This window comes from Sinomonas atrocyanea, from assembly GCF_001577305.1.
Taxonomy (GTDB): domain Bacteria; phylum Actinomycetota; class Actinomycetes; order Actinomycetales; family Micrococcaceae; genus Sinomonas; species Sinomonas atrocyanea.
Window position 1 is genome coordinate 760,833 of sequence record NZ_CP014518.1, and the last position, 17,931, is coordinate 778,763.

At 73.5% G+C, this 17,931-nt stretch carries 16 protein-coding genes; 8 read left to right on the plus strand and 8 right to left on the minus strand.

Features of this window, described 5'->3' with window-relative positions:
- The first annotated feature begins 7 nt into the window (after positions 1–7).
- From SA2016_RS03675 to SA2016_RS03700, 6 genes are all read left to right on the plus strand, one after another.
- Positions 8–766 carry a flagellar biosynthetic protein FliR gene (locus tag SA2016_RS03675; RefSeq protein WP_066495396.1) on the plus strand — a complete coding sequence of 253 codons (759 nt, stop codon included), beginning with the start codon at positions 8–10 and terminating at the stop codon, positions 764–766.
- Positions 766–1,971 carry an EscU/YscU/HrcU family type III secretion system export apparatus switch protein gene (locus SA2016_RS03680; protein ID WP_084249279.1) on the plus strand — a complete coding sequence of 402 codons (1,206 nt, stop codon included), beginning with the start codon at positions 766–768 and terminating at the stop codon, positions 1,969–1,971. Before SA2016_RS03675 ends, SA2016_RS03680 begins: the two co-directional genes overlap by 1 nt.
- Positions 1,968–4,004 carry a flagellar biosynthesis protein FlhA gene (locus SA2016_RS03685; RefSeq protein ID WP_066495397.1) on the plus strand — a complete coding sequence of 679 codons (2,037 nt, stop codon included), beginning with the start codon at positions 1,968–1,970 and terminating at the stop codon, positions 4,002–4,004. The genes SA2016_RS03680 and SA2016_RS03685 overlap by 4 nt, the downstream gene beginning before the upstream one ends.
- Positions 3,982–4,941 carry a hypothetical protein gene (locus tag SA2016_RS03690; protein ID WP_066495399.1) on the plus strand — a complete coding sequence of 320 codons (960 nt, stop codon included), beginning with the start codon at positions 3,982–3,984 and terminating at the stop codon, positions 4,939–4,941. The genes SA2016_RS03685 and SA2016_RS03690 overlap by 23 nt, the downstream gene beginning before the upstream one ends.
- Before the next feature lie 36 nt (positions 4,942–4,977).
- The gene (locus SA2016_RS03695; RefSeq protein ID WP_066495401.1) at positions 4,978–5,223 is read left to right on the plus strand and encodes a carbon storage regulator; all 246 of its coding nucleotides are present in this window, start codon (positions 4,978–4,980) and stop codon (positions 5,221–5,223) included.
- Between the two features lie 167 nt (positions 5,224–5,390).
- Positions 5,391–6,257, plus strand: a complete 867-nt coding sequence (locus SA2016_RS03700) for a sigma-70 family RNA polymerase sigma factor (RefSeq protein ID WP_084249280.1) — start codon at positions 5,391–5,393, stop codon at positions 6,255–6,257.
- 16 nt (positions 6,258–6,273) lie between these two features.
- Here SA2016_RS03700 and SA2016_RS03705 read toward each other — a convergent pair whose 3' ends face one another.
- Positions 6,274–6,897, minus strand: a complete 624-nt coding sequence (locus SA2016_RS03705) for a hypothetical protein (protein WP_066495403.1) — start codon at positions 6,895–6,897, stop codon at positions 6,274–6,276.
- Between the two features lie 158 nt (positions 6,898–7,055).
- On the opposite strand from SA2016_RS03705, the gene SA2016_RS03710 reads away from it, so the two are divergent.
- Positions 7,056–10,040, plus strand: coding sequence for a transglycosylase SLT domain-containing protein (locus tag SA2016_RS03710; RefSeq protein WP_066495404.1), 2,985 nt, complete (start codon positions 7,056–7,058; stop codon positions 10,038–10,040).
- 19 nt (positions 10,041–10,059) lie between these two features.
- Here SA2016_RS03710 and map read toward each other — a convergent pair whose 3' ends face one another.
- The 5 genes from map to SA2016_RS03735 all read right to left on the minus strand — a co-directional run bounded on the left by map (position 10,060) and on the right by SA2016_RS03735 (position 14,661).
- Positions 10,060–10,845: a type I methionyl aminopeptidase gene (gene map / locus SA2016_RS03715; protein WP_066495407.1), complete on the minus strand. Its 786-nt coding sequence runs from the start codon at positions 10,843–10,845 to the stop codon at positions 10,060–10,062.
- Positions 10,846–10,873: 28 nt separating this feature from the next.
- Positions 10,874–11,878, minus strand: coding sequence for an FUSC family protein (locus SA2016_RS03720; protein WP_066495410.1), 1,005 nt, complete (start codon positions 11,876–11,878; stop codon positions 10,874–10,876).
- A gap of 99 nt (positions 11,879–11,977) precedes the next feature.
- On the minus strand, positions 11,978–12,544 hold the full coding sequence (locus tag SA2016_RS03725; RefSeq protein WP_066495413.1) for a dihydrofolate reductase family protein: 567 nt from the start codon (positions 12,542–12,544) through the stop codon (positions 11,978–11,980).
- A 57-nt stretch (positions 12,545–12,601) separates the two neighbouring features.
- Entirely contained in the window at positions 12,602–13,945 is a 1,344-nt protein-coding gene (locus tag SA2016_RS03730; RefSeq protein ID WP_066495416.1) for a sensor histidine kinase, read from the minus strand.
- Positions 13,942–14,661, minus strand: a complete 720-nt coding sequence (locus SA2016_RS03735; protein WP_066495421.1) for a response regulator transcription factor — start codon at positions 14,659–14,661, stop codon at positions 13,942–13,944. The genes SA2016_RS03730 and SA2016_RS03735 overlap by 4 nt, the downstream gene beginning before the upstream one ends.
- Positions 14,662–14,831: 170 nt before the next feature.
- Here SA2016_RS03735 and SA2016_RS03740 point away from each other — a divergent pair, with 170 nt between their 5' ends.
- Entirely contained in the window at positions 14,832–15,563 is a 732-nt protein-coding gene (locus SA2016_RS03740) for a hypothetical protein (RefSeq protein ID WP_066495425.1), read from the plus strand.
- A 16-nt stretch (positions 15,564–15,579) separates the two neighbouring features.
- On the opposite strand, the gene SA2016_RS03745 is transcribed toward SA2016_RS03740, so the two are convergent.
- Both SA2016_RS03745 and SA2016_RS03750 read right to left on the minus strand, forming a co-directional pair.
- Complete coding sequence (locus SA2016_RS03745; RefSeq protein ID WP_066495427.1) at positions 15,580–16,746, minus strand: cytochrome P450; 1,167 nt, start codon at positions 16,744–16,746, stop codon at positions 15,580–15,582.
- Between the two features lie 54 nt (positions 16,747–16,800).
- Complete coding sequence (locus SA2016_RS03750) at positions 16,801–17,928, minus strand: hypothetical protein (RefSeq protein ID WP_066495432.1); 1,128 nt, start codon at positions 17,926–17,928, stop codon at positions 16,801–16,803.
- Positions 17,929–17,931 lie beyond the last annotated feature (3 nt).

Here is a 17,931-nt window from a genome sequence, read left to right on the forward strand (position 1 = left end):
GGGGACCATGGACATCCCCATCGACCAGGGCTGGATCGAGGCCGTCATGCTCGCCGCCGTCCGCATGACGGCGTTCCTCTTCATCGCGCCCCCGTTCTCCCACAACGCGTTCCCGGCCCGCATCAAGGCCATGCTCGGCGTGGGGCTCGGGCTCGCCGTGTCCGCCCGGGCGGCAGCCGGCCGGCAGCCGCTCGATACGGCCGGCTTCGTGACGGGACTCGTCCTCGAACTCGTCACCGGCCTCGCCCTCGGCTTCCTCGTCTACCTCGTGTTCGCCGCGCTCCAGGCCGCCGGCTCCCTCATCGATCTCTCCGGCGGGTTCCAGCTCGCCCAGGGCTACGACCCGCAGAGCATGGTCAACGGCGCCCAGTTCACCCGGCTCGTGCAGATGGCGGCCCTCGCCCTCCTCTTCTCCTCGGACGGCTACCAGGTGGTCCTCGCCGGGCTTACCGGCAGCGTGACGGCCATCCCACTCGGCGGGGGCCTGGACCTGGCCAAGCCCGTCGCGGCCATGGTCACCGCCGCGAGCGGCATGTTCGTCTCCGCCGTCCAGATCGCCGGGCCGCTCATGGCCGTCCTCTTCCTCGCCGATGTGGGGCTCGGGCTGCTCACCCGCGTGGCCCCGGCGCTCAACGCGTTCCAGATGGGCTTCCCGCTCAAGGTCCTCATCACGCTCGGCCTCTCCGGCGTCATGTTCCTCGCCCTGCCCCGGGTCGTCTCCGCCCTCGCCGAGCAGGCCGCCTCCCTCCTGCTGGGGGTGAGGTGATGGCGGACTCCCAGGAGCGCACCGAGAAGGCCACCGACAGGCGCCTGCGCGAGGTCCGGTCCAAGGGCCAGCTCTCCCGCTCGCAGGACCTCACCGCGTGGCTCGCCGTGGGCGTCGGCGCGCTCATGCTGCCCTCCACCGTCTCCCGCGCCGCGGACGCCGGCGCCGCCCAGCTGTTCACCGCCGCCTCCGTCGCGGCGAGCCCGGACCCCGCCAAGGCCGTCGCGGCCCTCTCCGACGGGTTCGGCTCGCTCGCCGGCACCGTGGGCCCGCTGGTCGCGGCCGTCTTCGCCGCGGTGCTCGCCGGCTCGGCCCTGCAGGGCGGCGTGCACGTGAAGCGGTTCAAGGCCTCCTTCGAGAACTTCAACGCCGCCCAGGGGCTCAAGCGCATGTTCGGCGTCCAGGCGCTCTGGGGCGGCGTGAAGGCCCTGGCGAAGACCGCCGTGGTGGGCCTCGTGCTGTGGAACGTGGTCCAGGGGCTCGTGCCGGTCCTGCTCTCCGCCGGCGGCCTCCCCATCTCGGGGCTGCTGGCCGAGGCCGGCGGCGGCGCGGCGTCCCTGCTGCAGTTCGCCGTCGCGGCCGGCGTGCTGCTCGCCGCCGCGGACGTCGCCGTCGTGATGCGCCGCAACCGCACCAGGACGCGCATGACCAAGCGTGAGGTCAAGGAGGAGACCAAGACGAGCGAGGGCGACCCGCTCGTGCGCTCGCAGCGCCGTTCGCGCCAGCTGGCGATGTCCCGCAGCCGGATGATCGCCGCGGTGGCAAGTGCCGACGTCGTGCTCGTCAACCCGACCCACGTGGCCGTGGCGCTGCGCTACGAGCCTGGCAAGTCCGCCCCGCGCATCGTCGCGAAGGGGGCCGGGACTGTCGCCGCCCGCATCCGCGAGGACGCCGAGCAGGAGCGGGTGCCCATGGTGCGCGACGTCCCGCTCGCCCGGGCCCTCCACGCCGCATGCGAGCTCGGGCAGGAGATCCCGCTCGAGTTCTACACCGCCGTGGCCGGGGTCCTCGCGTTCGTCATGGCCCTCAAGGCCCGCGGCGCCGCGGCCGGCGTCCACACCGTTCCGCAGCGGCCGGCGGTCCTTTCCGGCCGCCCCGCGCCCGCCAGCCCGCCCGCGCCCGCCAGCCCGCCCGCGCCTGCTGTCCCGCCCGCGCTTGCCACCACGCCCGCCCCGCCCGTTCCCACCCGAGGAGCCCCGCTGTGAACCGCACCCTGTCCAGGCTCGCCGTGCCGATCGGGATCGTCGGCATCGTCCTGCTCCTCGTGGTGCCGGTGCCGGCGCCGCTGCTCGACGTCCTCATCGTGTGCAACATCCTGCTCGCGCTGGTCATCCTGCTCACGAGCATGTTCGTGAAGAAGCCGCTCGACTTCTCCGTGTTCCCCTCCCTGCTGCTCGTCGCGACCCTGTTCCGGCTCGGCCTCAACGTCGCCTCCACGCGCCTCGTGCTCGGGCAGGGCTACGCGGGCCAGGTCATCGACGCGTTCGGCAAGGTCACCGTGGGCGGGTCCCTCATCATCGGCGCGGTCGTGTTCGTGATCCTCGTGGTGATCCAGTTCGTCGTGGTCACCAAGGGCGCCGAGCGTGTCGCCGAGGTCGGGGCCCGCTTCACGCTCGATGCCATGCCGGGCAAGCAGATGGCCATCGACGCGGACCTCAACGCCGGGCTCATCACCGATGTCGTGGCCAGGCAGCGGCGCGCGGAGGTCTCCGCCGAGGCGGACTTCTACGGCGCCATGGACGGCGCCTCGAAGTTCGTCAAGGGAGACGCGATCGCCGGGATCGTCATCATCGTGGTGAACATCGTCGGCGGCATCGGGGTGGGCATGGCCCAGCGGGGCCTCTCCCTCGGCGACGCCGTGGGCACCTACAGCCTCCTCACGATGGGCGACGGGCTCGTCACCCAGATCCCCGCGCTGCTCATGGCCGTCTCCACCGGCATGATCGTCACCCGCTCCAACGCCGAGGCGGACCTCGGCCAGGCCGCATCGAAGCAGCTCTCCCAGTCGCGCAATGCGCTGCTCATCGCGGGCTGCGCCGCCGTGGTCATGGCGCTCATCCCGGGCATGCCGCCGCTGCCCTTCCTCGGCGTCGGCGGGGCCCTCATCCTCGCCTCGCGCCGGGTGAAGCCGGCGGACGACGCCGGTGCTGCCGCCGGCGCCGCGGACGCCGCACCGGAGCCGGACGCGAACCAGCTGCTCCTCGAGCAGATGCGGGTCCACCCGCTCGAGATCCTGCTCGCCCCCGACCTCGTGGACCTCGTGGGCGGCTCGCCGGACGACCTCCTGGCGCGCGTGAAGTCGCTGCGGCACAAGATCGCCATGGACCTCGGCGTGGTCATCCCCGCCGTCCGCACCCGCGACAGCGTGGAGCTGCCGCCGGCCACCTACGCCATCCGGGTCGCGGGGGTCGAGGCCGGACGCGGGACGGCCCCCGCCGGACGGCTCCTCGCCCTCGGCGACTTCCTCGACGCCCTCCCCGGCACGGCCATCGTCGAGCCGGTCTTCGGCCTCGCCGGCAAGTGGATCCCCGCCGAGATGCGCCACAGCGCCGAGATGACCGGCGCCACCGTGATCGACCGGGTGAGCGTGCTCGTCACGCACCTGTCCTCGATCGTGACCGCCAACGCGGCGCGCCTCCTCTCCCGGGAGGACGTCCGGGTGCTCACCGAGGGCGTGCGCGCCACGAGCCCGGCGGCGGTCGAGGAGCTCACCCCGGCGCTGCTGACCCTCGCCGAGCTCCACCGCGTGCTCCAGGGCCTCCTGTCCGAGCAGGTGCCCATCAACGACCTCACCCGCATCTACGAGGCCCTCGCGCTGCGGGCCAAGGCCTCCGCGGACCCCGAAGGGCTCATCGAGGCCGCCCGGCTCGCCCTCGGGCCGGCCCTCGTCGCGCGGTTCGTCGAGAACGGCCGCCTCTCCGTCATCACCGTGGAGCCCGTGCTCGAGCAGACCCTCGTCCAGGACCTGCGCCCGGGGGAGACCGGGACCCAGCTCGTCATGGACCCCGGCAAGCTCGACGCGATCCTGACCTCGCTCAGCTCCGCGGTGGCCGCGGCCGAATCCGCCGGCAGGGCCGCGGTGCTCGTGTGCGCGCCGATGCTGCGGCCCGCCCTGCGCAGGATCGTGCCCCATCCGCCCGCCGGCGTGCCTGTGCTCTCCTACGCCGAGGTGACCTCGGCCGAGCTGGCCATCGAGACGATCGGGGTGGTGCGCCTTGGCTCAGCAGTTTCAGCTTAGGGGCGCTTCCCTCGAGGACCTCACCCGCGAGGCCGCCGAGACCTATGGGGCGGCCGCGCGGATCGTCCGCGCCGAGCGGGTCCTCGACGGCGGCCTCGGCGGCTTCCTCGGGCGCCGGCACATCGAGGTCACCGTGCTGGTGCCGGACGACGACGAACCGGTCGTCGCGCTGGCACCCGCCGTCCCACACGCGCTCACCGCCCGTACCGGGATCGCCGCCCTCCTGGAGGAGGCCGAGACCGCCGAGGACGCCCTGCACACCGCCGCCCGGCCGCGCGGGGGCCGCACACCGGGCGGCCCGGCGGAAGGACCGGCGCACGGCGCCCCGCCGCGCGCGGTCTCGACGGAGGCCACGGACTTCGAGGCGCTCCTGCAGCGGCTGCGCCGCGAGGTCGACGCCGGGGACGTCCCCGCGCCGCTCTCCGCTCCCGGGGACCTCGTCCTGGTCCTCGGGGTGGGAGGAGCCGCCCGCGCCGTCGCGCAGTCGATGGCGGAGCACGCGGGGCCGGCCGACCAGCAGGGGCCGGCGGAGCACCCCCGGCAGGGGGCGAGGTGGGAGCTGTACGGGGCGGGCGCCGTCGTCCTCGCCGACCGGCCGCACCTCGCCGGCCGGTGGGACGCCGTCACGGCCCGCGCCGCCGCCGTCGAGGCAGGCAGGGCCGCGCTCGTGGCCTGCTCGCTCGGCACGGTCGCCGACGGGCTGCCCCACCTCGAGGGCGCCGCCGAGCTCGCCGCAGACCAGGTCTGGCTCGTGGTCGACGCGCGCCACAAACCGGAGGACACCGCGGACTGGACCGACAGGGTGCGCGGCGCCCTGCCCGTCGATGCGCTCGCGGTCCTCGGCGCGGGGGAGACCCGCACCGCCCACACCGTCAACCGCCTGGGCCTTCCCCTAGGCTGGGTGGACGGATCGCCAGCACCACGGACGGTGCTCTGAGGGCGCCACGCCCGCTACCCACGGAAGGGGAAACCCATGCTCGTCCTGACCCGCAAGCCCGGCGAGAAGATCATGATCGGCGAGGACATCGTCATCACCTTCCTCGAGAACCGAGGCGGCGAGGGAATCCGCATCGGCATCGAGGCTCCGCGGCACCTCACCGTCAAGCGCGAGGAGATCTTCGAGGCCGTGGCGGACGCGAACCGCGCCGCGACCCAGGCCGAGGCCGCGGAGGTGCTGCGCGGCCTGCCCCCTGCCCCGGGGGCCGCCGATAAGGCCTGAGGCCCCCGTCGCACCCTTTCTTCGCGCGTGACACGGCGTGTCACGCTCGGCGAATGGACATGTACAACGTTGTCAGGATAAGAATGTACATGTCCAACGAGGTGACGGCTGGGGTCGTCGATGTCCCTCCACGGGCTTCACGCCAGCTTGGTCTCACAGGGGTGCACGTGGATATCCGAGAGCGCAACAGCCTCGTCCTGCAGAATCTGCCGCTCGTCGGCTACCTGGTCTCCGACCTGTGCGCGCGGGCCACCCATCTCTCGCGCGAGGACATGGCCTCGGTCGGCGCGCTGGGCCTCGTCCTCGCCGCGGACTCGTACGACCCCTCGACCGGGGTCCCCTTCGGCGCGTACGCGCGGCGGCGCATCACGGGCGCGCTCTCGGACGAGCTCCGCTCGCTCGACTGGGCGGGGCGCGGCACGCGCAAGCGGATCAAGGCCGTCCAGGCGACCGCCGAGGCGCTCGCCGCAGGGCTGGGGCGCCAGCCGACCGAGGACGAGCTCGCCACCGCCCTCGGGCTCACGCGCGAGCAGGTGCGCGACAGCTTCGCCGACGCCGCCCGCACCGTGGGGACGCTCGACGACGCCGCGGAGGCCCTCGTGGCCGAGGCGGTGGCGCCGGAGGATGCGGTGCTCGCCGCCGAGCGCTCGCGGTACCTCCAGGCCGCGGTGCAGGCGCTTCCCGAGCGCCTGCGCTCCATCGTCACCGCGATCTACCTTGAGGGCAGGGCCGTCAAGGACGTCGCCGCCGATCTCGGCATCACCTCCTCCGCAGTGTCGCAGCAGCGCAGCGAGGCGATGCGGCTCCTGCGTGAGGGGCTCGAGCGCCACTTCTCCGATCGCGAGGGGCAGGGCGGCTCCGGGCTTCCCGCCGTGGCGGGTGCTGCGGGGGCCGGGTCCGCGAGGATGGCGCCGTACCTCGAGGCCTTCGCGGCCGCCGCGAACGGCATCCGGCGGGGCGGGCTCCGGCGCGAGGCTGCTACCATGGCCGCCCGCGCGTTCGCCGGCCCGGCCGTCTTCGCGGCCGAGTCCTAGGCCGCGCGCGCGGGGCTCAGGCGGCCCCGATGAGCCCGGCGAACGGCGCGGGGCACTCCTTCGGGAGCGGGACCATCTCGAGGCTGATCCCGCGGCCCATGTCGGTCGCACGCGCCTCGATGCCCACCTCGACCTTCGCACGCAGGGCCGCAGGGATCCGTTCGGCCACCACTACCGCGACCACGGTGGTGTGCAGGCTGCGGAGCTGCTCCGCGCTCGCTGCGGCAGACGAGCGGGCGATCTGGTCCTCGTCGCACGGGCCATGCTGGATGTCCACGGCGTACCGGATCCCCGTCGCCGGGTCATCGAGGATGAGGCTGTGGATGCCCCTCGGGGAGAGGGGGGCGTGCCGGAGGGCGCCGAGGCCCAGCTGGCTGGGATCCGCCGCGATCTCGTCGCGCAGCCAGTGGGGCCGGATGTCCGGGCGGCGGGCGAGCCTCGTGCTGTCGACCCGCACCGCCTCCCAGTGGGACAGGTCCGCCAGGACCGTGCGTCCCGTGGCGTCGTCCGTGAAACGGAGGCAGCCGGTGTCGGTCCTCCCGGCCACCGTGCCGGTGCGCTCCTCGCCTCCGGCGAGCAGCGCGAACCGGTCGCCTTCCTCCAGCACGATGGCAGCAATGGCAGGGCTGATGTGGGTCATGCGGGCATGTCTCCTCGGTCCCGGGCTGTCCCTCCCGGGCACGCCTGATTGTACATGTCAAAGGCGGCTAGGACCGGGAAATTCCGGCGCATTAGTTGTACATGTCAAATTCGCCGTAGTATTCCCACTGGAACCAGTCGCCCATGGAGGACTACCCAATGCGCCGCAGTCCGAAGCACCGCGCCGAGCCACCCGCTCGGCCCAGGAGCGATGCGCTGGGCGCCCAGGCGGCCAAGAACGCGCGCACCGTCGCCTCCACCGCCGCCTCGCTGGCGGTCGCGCTGGCCCCGTCCCTGCTCGGGGGAGCACCCGCCCACGCGACCCTCGCCGCCGCGGTCACTGCCGGCTACCCGCAGCGCGCGGCCCAGATCGCGGTGACGATCGTGACCCTGCAGACCAAGGACAAGAGCGCCGCCGACGCCGCCGCGCTCGACGTGTCCGCGTACCGCAACGCGGTCGCGTCCGCGGGCAGCTACTGGTCCGCGATGTCGGCCGGCCGCATCACGCTGCGCGTGGACAAGGTCGTGACGGGCTTCAAGACCTCGGCCTCCTCGGGCGACGACTTCGCCGCCATCATGAGCACGGTGTCCCGCGAACTCGGCTGGAACCCCGGTTCCTCGACAGTCCTCCTGCTCGCCGTGCCCCGGGACGACGTGCTGGTCTCCGGGAGCAAGGGAAACCTCGGGGCCGGATGGACGGCAAGCCAGACCAGCGGGCGGATCCTGCTCCCGCGGCCCTCGGGCTTCACGGGCGCCGTGACCGCACACGAGATGGGCCACATCCTCGGCATCGGCCATGCCAACACGCTCCAGTGCGGCAGCGGGACGGTCGACGCCGTCCGCTCCGGGGCGCGCTTCGCGGACAGCGCCTGCAGCACCCGTGGGTACGGGGACGGCACCGACGTCATGGGCATCTCCCACTACAGCCAGCCGCAGCTGAACGCGTACCTCTACGAGTACGGCGGAATGGGCCGCGGGGACGAGATCGCCACTCTGGGAACCCCCGGCGCGGCCGCCACCTACACCCTCACGCCCTGGGCCGGCACCGCTCCGCGGCGGGCGGCGAAGTTCAAGGACCCCGCCACGGGCGAGTGGTACTACCTGCAGTACCGGGCGCCGGTCGGCTACGACGCGCCCACGGCCCTGGCCGGCAACAAGGGCGTGCAGATCATCAAGGGCGGCCTCGACGAGAGCGAGTCCCTCCTCATCCCGCCGAGCACCAAGCCGTTCACCGGGGTGTACGCGGCCAACCTCGCCTGGCAGCCTGGCCAGACCTTCACCACCGCCGGCGGCACCCGCGTGAGCATCAACACCGCCGGCGCCGCGTCCGCAACCGTCAGCATCACGGCCAGGGGCGCTCTGCCCGACAACGTGGCGGCGCTGATGGACGCCAAGGCCGCGCAGTTCGGCCTCGGCCCGGGCTTCGGCGGCATCGGCACCCTGCGGGACGGCGGCCTGTACCACATGTACCAGCGCGGAGCCGTGGTCTGGACGCCGTCCGGGGGCGCCCGCGTCTCCACGGGCGCGATCCGCGGCGCCTGGCAGCGGCTCGGGTTCGAGAACGGGTCGCTCGGCTTCCCCACCTCGGACGAGATCGGGGGGCTCAAGGGCGGCGGCGTCTACCAGATGTACGAGCACGGTGCGATCGTCTGGTCGCCCCAGAACGGCGCCTTCGAGTCGAAGGGCGCCATCCGCGGCGCGTGGCAGCGGCTCGGCCTCGAGGACGGGAAGATGGGCTACCCCACCTCCGGCGAGATCGGGGGGCTCAAGGGCGGCGGCGTCTACCAGATGTACGAGCACGGTGCGATCGTCTGGTCGCCCCAGAACGGCGCCTTCGAGTCCATGGGAGCGATCCGCGGCGCGTGGCAGCGGCTCGGCCTCGAGAAGGGCAGGCTCGGGTATCCGACCTCGGGCGAGGTCGGCGGCCTCAGGAACGGCGGCGTCACCCAGTCGTACGAGGGTGGCGCGATCGTCTGGTCGCCGCAGAACGGCGCCTTCGAGTCCACGGGCCCGCTGCGGGATCGGTGGCTGAAGCTGGGCGCGCAGAATGGCGACCTCGGCTATCCCACCTCCGCCGAGATCACCGGCCTGAAGGACGGCGGCACCTCCCAGTCCTATGAGGGCGGCGCCATCGTGTTCTCCCCGGCGACGGGAGCCTTCGAATCGGTGGGCGCCATCCGGGCGGCGTGGGGGAGCCTCGGCTCCCAGGACGGCAAGCTCGGCTACCCCACCTCGGGAGAAGTCGGCGGGCTGGCGGGCGGCGGGGTCACCCAGTCGTTCCAAGGCGGGAGCATCGTGTGGTCGCCGAGGACCGGGGCCCACGAGTCGCTCGGCGCGATCCGCGGGGTCTGGTCGAGCATGGGAGCCCAGGACGGCACCCTCGGCTACCCCACGAGCGGTGAGATCGGCGGCCTCAAGAACGGCGGCGTCTACCAGCAGTACGAGGGCGGCGCCATCATGTGGTCCCCCAAGACCGGAGCGCACGAGTCCATGGGCGCCATCCGGGCCGCCTGGGGAAGCATGGGCTACGAGAGCGGCAAGATGGGCTACCCCACGAGCGGCGAGTACGCGATCAGCGGCGGCGTTGCCCAGAACTTCGAGGGGGGACGCATCGAGTGGAACAGGAGCTCGGGGATCAAGGTGGTCGCTTCGGTGGGTGCTGCCAGCGGAACCGTCACACCGATCCCGACCACGCCCGCCCCGGCCCCCAAGCCCAACCCCTCGCCGGCTCCGCCGCCCGCCGCCAACCCTGAGACCGCCGCCCAGATCCAGGCCATGGTCCGGCAGACCGCCGTGCAGATGGGCGTGGATCCGGCCCTGGCCCTCGCGGTCGCGGAACAGGAGTCCAGCTTCCGCCAGAACGTCACCTCCCCGGTGGGGGCCGTCGGCGTCATGCAGATCATGCCCGCCAACCGGGACTGGCTCGCCGGGATGACGGGACGTCCGAACCTCGATCTGAACAAGACCGCGGACAACATCGCCGGCGGCATCGCGATGCTCCGCTGGCTCAGGGCCGAGGCGAAGAACCTGGACGAGGCCATCGCCGGCTACTACCAGGGGCTCGGCTCGGTCCAGAGCCGCGGCATGTACGACGACACGAAGGCCTATGTCGCCCAGGTGAAGGCCCGCATGGCCACGTTCTGAGAGGCGGGCTCCCCACGGTCTACTGGCGGCGGAGGGCCGCCGGCAGCGTCAGGATCTCGGCCCCGTCCTCGGTGATGGCGATCGTGTGCTCGCTGTGTGCAGTGCGGCAGCCCGTGGCGCTGCGCAGGGTCCACCCATCGGCGTCGGTGACCAGCTCGGCGGTGTCCTCCATGATCCACGGCTCCAGCGCGAGCAGCAGCCCGGGCCGGAGCCGGTAGCCCCGGCCGGGCCGTCCGCTGTTGGGCACGTGCGGGTCCTGGTGCATGGTGGATCCGATGCCGTGGCCGCCGAACTGGGTGTTGACCGGATAGCCCTCGGCGCGCAGGACGCTGCCGATGGCGTACGAGATGTCGCCGATGCGGGCCCCCGGCACGGCGGCGGCGATGCCGGCGTCCAGCGCCCGTTCGGTGGCCCTGATCATCGCCGTGCTCCCGGGGCGGTCCGACTCGCCTACGAGGAAGCTGATCGCGGAATCCGCGGCGATGCCATCCTTGGTGACGGCGAGGTCGAGGGTGAGCAGATCGCCGTCGGCCAGCGTGTAGTCGTGGGGCATCCCGTGGAGGACGGCGTCGTTGACGGCCGTGCAGATGTAGTGCCCGAACGGTCCGCGGCCGAACGGCGGCGCGTAGTCGACGTAGCAGGACAGCGCCCCTGCATCGGCGATCATCGTCTGCGTCCAGCGGTCGACGTCCAACAGGTTCGTGCCCGGAGCGCTGCGCGCCTTGAGGGCCTGCAGGATGTCCGCGACGAGGGCCCCGGTGTGCCTCGCCCGTTCCAGCTCCGTGGGGCTCAGGATCTCGACCATGTGATGCCTCTCCTCGTGCTCACTGACCCTAGCCCATCGCCCGCACGCGGCGGGGCAGCCCCGCGTCGATGAGGACCACCGCGAACCCCACGAGGACTCCCAGGACGGTCTCGACGGCCCGGTCGGCAATCAGCGCCTGTGCCGGTCCGGGCAGCGCGAGCCGCGTCATGAGCAGGATCAGCGGTGTGAAGAAGAACAGGGCGAGGGCATAGTGGCGGGCCATGAACAGCTCGGTGGGGAACTGCAGCACAACGACCAGGGCACCCATCACGAGCGGCGTGGGGTGGAAGGCGAGGATCGCCCCCGTCAGGCCGAGCCCTGCCAGCGTGCCGACCACGCGGTGCAGGCCGCGCCGCAGCCGTCCGTGGAAGCCCGTCGCCGAGAGGGGGACGGCGGCGCCGGCCATGGCCCAGTGGGGGTGCCCGATGCCCAGGGCCAGGGCGGCCAGGCCGGCCGCCGAGACCGCGAGCACATAGCCGCCCGCCCTCCGCAGGGACGGGGGCGCGCCGGGCAGCCTGACGGGACGCCGGGCCGCGGCACGGCGGGAGGATGCGCCGATCGCGATGGCGAACACCGCCGCGGCGAGCGCGACCGCGGTCGCGACCCCCGGGTCGGCACGGTCGAGGGCGGCACACGCTCCGAAGGCAAAGAGGGCGAAGAACGGGCCCGCGGGACGGAACCCGACGCGGTCGGCGGCCAGCGAGGCGAGCCCGGCGAACGCTGCCTCCGCGAGCACGAGGGCTGCCTGGGGGGCCTGCAGGGCGGACAACGAGGATCCGAGCCCCACGCCGGCCACGAGCAGCGCGCCTGCCGAGGACTGGTGCCGCAGCCTGACGGCCCGGCTCAGCCCGCGGCCGTACATCCCGGCGAAGCCGCCGAAGACCGCGTCGATCACGAGCTCCGGGTGCCCGGCCACCAGGAGTGCGGCCGTGGGGATGCCGACGCCCAGGACCATCCTCAGGGCGGGCCAGTGGTCCTCCTGCGCGGGGCCGAGGGCCGCGAAGCCGCGGATACGCGCCACCAGCAGCCGCACTGAGCACTCCCTTCGTTGCCACCGCGCCATCCGCGGGTGGGACACCTGCGTCTGACGCAGGGCCTGGGATCCCTGCTGCTCCCAGCATAGGCGCCGTTGTCAGCGCCTCGCCTCGTACCGGGTCAGGACCACTCCGCCGGGGAACGTCCGCGACTCGACGAGGTCCAGATCCATCCAGCCCTCCAGCGCGGTGAAGAACGGGGTGCCGGCGCCCACGAGCACCGGATAGGTGGCGAGGACGTACTCGTCGATGAGTCCGGCCCGCAGGGCGGCGGCGGCGAGGGTGGCGCCGCCGATGCTCATCGGGCCGCCCTCCTCGGCCTTGAGCCGGGTGATCTCTTCGACCGCGTCGCTGGCGACCAGCCGGGAGTTCCAGCCGACCGTGCCGAGCGTCGAGGAGAAGACCACCTTCGGGGTGTCCCGCCAGACCCGGGCGAACTCGATCTCTGCCGCGGTGGCCCCGGGCTGCTGGTCACCGGTGGGCCAGTAGGAGCTCATCGTCTCCCACAGCTTGCGCCCATACAGGGACAGGGTGTTCGCCCGCTCCGTCTCGAGCCACCACTGGAACAGCTCCTCGCTGGGCGGCCCGCTCCAGCCGATGTCGTCCCCGGGCGCGGCGATGTAGCCGTCGAGCGTGACGTTCATGCCGTAGCTCAGTTTCCGCATGGCGCCAGCCTTCCGCGCTCCGCGCGCGCATGTCCAGACCTGGCGGCCCCTGCACGCTCAGAGCGCGGGCAGCCGGAGCGCGAAGGCCGCGCCGCCCTCGGGCGCGTGCCCCGCGGCGAGTTCGGCCCCCAGGCGGGAGGCGAGCCGTGAGGCGATGGAGAGGCCGAGGCCCGTGCCCACCCTGCGCTCGCCGGCGTACCGGTCGCGCAGCGCGCCGCGGTCGAACGCCCGGGCGAGGTCCTCCTCGCCCAGCCCGGGGCCGCCGTCGCGCACCTCGAGCACCACGGCGCCGGGCTCCGGATGGCCGGCCAGCACCAGCGGGGCGCCCGGCGGGGTGGCCCGGAGGGCGTTCTCGACGAGCCCGTCGAGCAGCTGGCGGAGCCTCCGCGCGTCCGTGGCGACGAGGAGGGGGCCGGCGGCCTCGGCGCGCATCGCGATTCCGGCAGGCTCCCACACCCCGCGCCACGCCTCGACGACGGACGGCAGCAGCTCCGCGGCATCGACCTCGTGGACGTCGATGCGGAAGTCGTCGGCCTCGAGGCGCGCCAGCTCGAGCAGGTCCCGGACGAAGTGGTCGAGCCGCTCGGTCTCGGCGGAGAGGGTCCTGCCGACCCGCGGGACGTCCTCGGCCGGGATGACCCCGTCGGCGAGGGCCTCGGCGTAGCCCTGGAGGGCCGTGAGCGGGGTGCGCATCTCGTGCGAGACGGACAGGAGGAATTCGCGCTGGCGCGCCTCGCTCGCGGTCAGGGAACTGTCGAGGGCCCCCATCGCGCGGGAGACCTGGGAGATCTCCGCCGGGCCGCCGCCGTCGACCGTGACCCCCCGCTCGCCCCCGGCCAGCCGCCGCGCCGCGGAGGCGAGGCGGGTGAGCGGCGTCGCCACCCAGCGGGCCACGAGCGCTCCGCCGAGGACGGCGCAGACGAAGCCCACCACGAGCGCCCAGGCCAGCCGCGCCACGAGCGGCCCGGCGGCCTGCGTCACGGCGGAGACCGGCTCCGCGAGGACCAGTCCGCCGCCGGCCGCGATCGGCCGGGCCTCGACGACCACGGGGATCCCGGTGACGGTCTCCGTCTGGGACACCGACCGCCCGGCGCGGACCTTCGCGGCGGCGTCCGCACTCACCAGGTGCCGCCCCGCGCCCGTGACGGTGCCGTCCGGCTGGACGAGGGCGATCCGGCCGGCCTCGCCGAACGCGAGCTCGCGCAGCGACGCCAGGTCGGTGACGTTGCCCGAGGCGCTGAGGGCGGTGGCCTCCCGGGCGAGGCTCGAGCGTGCCTGGTCCACGGCCGCGGACCGGATGAGCTGGGCCCCGACGAGGCCCGCGATGAGCGTGGCGGCCGCGGCGACGGCGGCCATGACCAGGGTGACCCGGAAGTGCAGGGAGCCGAACCAGGCCCTCACGGGCGCCCCTGTCCCGGATCGGCCGAGGCGCTGTAGCCCACCCCGCGGGTGGTCCGCACGGGGCTGGCGGCGCCGAGCTTGGCGCGGAGCTGGGCCACGTGCACATCGACGGTGCGGCCGCCGCCGTAGTCCGCCTGGCCCCACACCGCCGAGAGGAGCTGCTCCCGGCTGAACACGCGCCCGGGCTCGGACATGAGGTGGGCCAGGAGGTCGAACTCCATGGCCGTCAGGGGCACGGGGTGGCCCGCGGCCTCGGCCGTGCGCCGGTCGAGGTCGAGCTGGACACCCCCCACGGCGAGCACCCGCGCCGACGGCGGCCCCGACGCCCGGCGCTGCAGGCTCTTCACCCGGGCCACGAGCTCGCGCGGGGAGAACGGCTTGGTGAGGTAGTCGTCCGCACCGAGCTCGAGGCCGAGCACGCGGTCCACCTCGTCGTCGCGCGCGGTCACGAAGATCACGGGCGTCCAGTCGCCGCCCTCCCGCAGCCGCCTGCACACCTCGATCCCGTCCACGCCGGGCAGCCCGACATCGAGTACGATCGCCACCGGCCGCAGCTGGCGGACCCGGGCCAGCGCCGCCCCGCCGTCCCGCTCGACGTGCACGCCGTACCCGGCACGGCTGAGGTAGAGGCGCTCGAGGTCGGCGATCGCGTGCTCGTCCTCGACCACGAGGACCAGCCCCCGCCCCTCGCCGGTGCTCCCGTTGCGATCTTCCACAGGTTCATTCAAACGCACGACGGCGCGTGGCGGCCGCCGCTGGCCGCGGACTTTACATTCCTCGAACATCCGCCGAACACCCAGCTTGCCTGGGTCCGCCATGCTGGGCAGCGGATCGGCAGGCACGCCGGATCCGCGCGTTCACGACAGCACTTGCGAAAGGCACTGCAATGTTCTCCCAGCCAGACCCCACCATCCCCGCGCGGCGGCCGCGTCGCCGTTGGGCGGCCGGCGCCGCGTCCGCACTCGCTGCGGCACTGCTTGCGGGCGGCGGCACCGCCGTCGCGCTCCAGGCCCACAGCACCCCGCCCCCGGCGGCACAGGCCCCGCAGCCGCAGGCAGACGAGTCGCTGGCGGACCTGACCTCCCTCGACGGCCTCGGCGCGGACGTCGCTGCGGCCGACTCCGGAGCTGCTGCTGCCCAGGAGGCATCGCTCATCCAGACGGCAGTCCCCGCGGCAAGCGCAGCGCCGTCGCCGAGCGCCTCCGCCTCCTCCGCGAAGCATCCGGCGAGGGCCGCACTCCGGCGCGTGCTCGCCGTCGTGATCCGTCAGGACGGCAGCGCCCAGTACGGCCAGCACGCGCAGGCCGTGGCCCGGGCCGCCGCCAACCGGTACTCCGTGGAATTCCGGCGTCTGCCGCAGAAGCTCCGTGACGACCTGTGGACCCTGGCGGGGGCCGCGCCCGCGCAGGAGGTCGCCGATGCCCAGGCCATCAAGGCGCACGCGCTCGACGGGACCTACGGCGCCGGGATCAAGAAGCTCGCCGAGGCGATCCAGAAGGCCCCGGCGAAGCCGAAGGCCTCCTCCTCGCCGTCGGCGCCCTCCTCGCCGTCTGGGCCCGCTTCTCCGTCACCGTCGGCGCCTGCCTCGCCGTCGCCGTCGCCCAGCGCGGGCAGCTGAGCAGCCGCCCCGGGCGTCACGTCGGCTGCCACTGCACCGGCAGCGCCCGGGGCCCGAAGATGATCGTGCTGTCGATGCGCTCCAAGGGCGCGCCCGGAGCCAGGGACAGGCCCGGCAGGCGCGCGAGGAGGGCTGACAGCGCGACCCGCGCCTCGAGGCGCGCCAGGGGGGCCCCGAGGCAGAAGTGGATGCCCTGCCCGAAGGCGAGGTGCCGGTTCGGGCGCCGATCGGGGGCGAAGGTCTCCGGGTCCGGGAACTGCCGGCCGTCGCGGTTGGCGGAGCCGATCCAGGCGGCCAGGCGGGACCCGGCCGGGAGGGAGGCGGCGCCCAGCGTTGTGTCCTCGGTGGTGACCCGGAACATGGACTGGACCGGGGACCGGAAGCGGAGCACCTCCTCGATCGCCGAGGGCAGGGCTCCGCTTTCGGCCCGCAGCCGCTCGATCGTGCCCGGCCATTCCGCGAAGGTCAGCACGGCGTTGCCCAGGAGGTTGGTGGTGGTCTCGTTGCCGGCCACGAGCAGCAGGGCGCAGAAGCCCAGGAGCTCGATCACGCTCAGGTGCTCGCCGTCGACCTGGGCGGCGAGCAGCCGGCTGATGAGGTCCTCGCCCGGATCGCGCCGCCGCCTCTCGATCATGGCGAAGAAGTACTCCGCCATCTCCTGCTGGGCCGAGGCCCGAACCGGACTGCTCTCGTACTCCCGGGTCTGGCTCACCACGATGTCCGACCACCGCTTGAAGCGGTCGCGATCCTCGGCGGGGATGCCCATGAGCTCCGCGATGACGATCACGGGCAGGGGGTAGGCGAAGTCGTCGATGAGGTCCATGGACCCCGTCCCGGCCACCCGGTCCAGGAGCTCGTCCACGATCTCGGAGATCCGCGGCTCCAGGGCGGCCACCGCCCGCGGCGTGAACGCCTCCGAGACGAGGGACCTGAGCTGGCGGTGCCGCGGTGGGTCCGTGCTGATGAGGCTCGAGGCAAAGAGGTGGTTCTGGTCCGGTTCCCGGCCGGCGCGCATCCTCGACGAGAAGACGGCGTGGTCGGAGAGCACCCGCTGGACGTCGTCGTAGCGGAACACATGCCACACCTCCTGCGCGTCGTCGAACAGCACGGGGGAGTCCTCCCGCAACTCCCGGTACAGCGGGAAGGGGTCGAAGCGTCCCGGCAGCTCGGACACAAGGCTCATGGGGTTCCTCCAGCGGAGCTTGCAGGTGGCTGGGCTCATTGCAGGTGGCTGGGCTCAGTCTCTGGCGCTCATCCTGCTCCTGCCGCCGTCCCGGCGCCAGAGGGCTCCCCGGGCCGGTGGCTTCCTCGTGGCAGAGAGGAGGACGGCGATCGCGAGCGTCTCGAGCGCGGTCCAGACGAGGATCCCGGTCCAGATCTCGGGGGAGAAGCTCAGCCGCCCGTCCGTCCAGGCCACGCCCGCGAAGTAGGGGCCCCAGAACAGCGGGGGTGCGATCGCCGCCGCGGCCCGCAGGCGGACGGCACGGTCGGGCCGGGGCCGCAGAGCGAGCCACGCGAGTCCGACCAGCGCCGCTCCCGCGGCCGCCGCGAGGACCAGCCACACGTCGCGGAACCCGACCATGGCCTGCAGGGCCACCGACGGCACGAAGGCCAGCAGGGCCGGCACGCCGGCCGGGACCCGCCAGCGGGAGGCCGCCAGGAGGATGGGGACGAAGAGTGCGGCCGTCGAGACGAGGAACGAGCCGAGGGCCACGATGGTGCTGGCCGACGTCCCGGGCACGACCGCCCGGATGCCGCCCAGCGACGGGCCGTAGGTCTGGATGAGCCCGTGGCGCGCGAAGACGGCGAACTCCTGGAGGATGAAGATCGCGACCATGCCGCACAGCCCGGCGCTGACGAGGGCCGTGGTGAGCCGGGCCGGCGTCGTCCGTCCGGGCGGTGCGGCGGCGGCGGCAGCAAAGGGGGCGCCGAGGATGAGGAACCCGCCCGTGGCCAGCCCGAGATGGGAGGGGCTGAAGAGCGCCTTGATGTCCTGCTCGATCCCGAAGACCGAGTGCCATACGAGATCCGCCACGCCGGAGACGAGGAAGAGGGCGACGCCGAGGGCGGCCCCGCCGTAGCCGACAGGGAGGGCGTCCGCCCACCGGTTCCCGCGGCGGTGACGGCGCCACACGAGGGACCCGATCCACACGGCGTTGGCCGCGAAGCCCGAGTAGAGGACCGCGTGCCACGGAGTGAAGAAGGTCTCGAGGTGCGCGAGATTGTTGTGGGCCCATCCGTCCACGTAGGTCCCGGTCAGCAGCCACAGCCCGGCCACGAGGGACACGGTGTCCTCGGCCGCCGTCGTGGAGCGGCGGGCCGAGGCCGGGGGACCTGCGAGGGCGGGGGCCGCAGCGGCATCCATCGG